Origin of the sequence: Paraperlucidibaca baekdonensis, assembly GCF_003387535.1 — a bacterium.
In the GTDB taxonomy this organism is placed as follows: domain Bacteria; phylum Pseudomonadota; class Gammaproteobacteria; order Pseudomonadales; family Moraxellaceae; genus Perlucidibaca; species Perlucidibaca baekdonensis.
Window position 1 is genome coordinate 1 of record NZ_QUNR01000010.1, and the last position, 1329, is coordinate 1329.

1 protein-coding gene is annotated in these 1329 nt (G+C 56.4%); it reads left to right on the plus strand.

Translation table 11 applies throughout. The annotated features are described in order from the left end of the window. Positions 1–66: 66 nt before the first annotated feature. Positions 67–1293 (plus strand): IS256 family transposase, encoded by a 1227-nt coding sequence (locus DFR26_RS11010; protein WP_116209109.1) that lies wholly within the window; start codon positions 67–69, stop codon positions 1291–1293. Positions 1294–1329: the final 36 nt, after the last annotated feature.

The window sequence follows — 1329 nt, forward strand, 5'->3', positions numbered from 1 at the left end:
GAGGGTGTCCTAGACTTTGTGTAACCGGTCTACCAAGCGACACTGTCGCATCAGACCGGAGACACCATGAGCAAGGACAAACCCCCCATCAACGACGCGCTGCTTGATCAGCTACTCGCCAACTACCAGAAGCCTGAAGACCTTATCGGCGCTGATGGTATTCTCAAGCAGCTGACTAAGAAGCTCGTCGAGCGCGCCCTCGATGCCGAGATGACCCATCACCTCGGTCATGACCGGCATCAGCCGGTCATCAACCCCGTTGGCAATACCCGCAACGGTTTCAGTCGCAAGAAGCTTAAAGGCGAGTTCGGTGAGCTGCCCATCGAGATCCCGCGTGATCGCCATGGCAGCTTCGAGCCGCAAATCGTCGAGAAGCATCAAACTCGCTGGGCCGGCTTCGATGACAAAATCCTGTCTCTGTATGCACGCGGCATGACCGTACGTGAGATTCAAGCGCATTTGCAGGAGATGTACGGGGCCGAGGTATCGCCCAGCCTGATCTCGTCAGTCACCGATGCGGTGGCCGATGAAGTAAAGACCTGGCAATCGCGACCGCTCGATACGCTGTATCCCATCGTCTACCTCGATTGCATCCACACCAAGGTGCGCGATGGTGCCGTGCGGGTGAAGGCGGTATATCTGGCGCTGGGTATCAACATGGCTGGTGAGAAGGAGATTCTCGGCATCTGGATCGCCCAAACGGAAGGTGCCAAGTTCTGGCTGCAAGTGGTGACCGAGCTACGCAACCGAGGCGTACAGGACATCTTCGTCGCCTGCGTCGATGGCCTGAAGGGCTTCCCTGAAGCCATTGAGGCGGTGTTCCCGCAGACCAGCGTTCAGCTATGCATCGTGCACATGGTCAGGCACAGCCTGAACTATGTGTCGTGGAAGCGCCGAGCCGAGGTCGCGGCTGATCTAAAGCGGATTTACCAATCGAGTACCGTCGATGAAGCCGAGCTGCGGCTGAGCGAGTTCGAGGACAAATGGGACGATGATTATCTGCCGATAGGCCAGTCTTGGCGGCGAAACTGGGCGCGGATCACGCCGTTCTTCGACTTCCCTCCGGAGATACGAAAGGTGATTTACACCACCAATGCCATCGAGTCGGTGAATATGAGTCTGCGCAAGATCACCAAGAATCGGGGTTCATTCCCGAGCGATGAAGCCTTGCTGAAGTTGTTCTACTTGGCACTGCGCAACATCAGCAAGAAATGGACAATGCCGATACGGGACTGGAAAGCGGCATTGACCCGATTTACGATCAGCTACGCGGAAAGACTGCCACGGCAGTAACCGAAATCCCGGTTACACAAAATTCTGCACACCCTC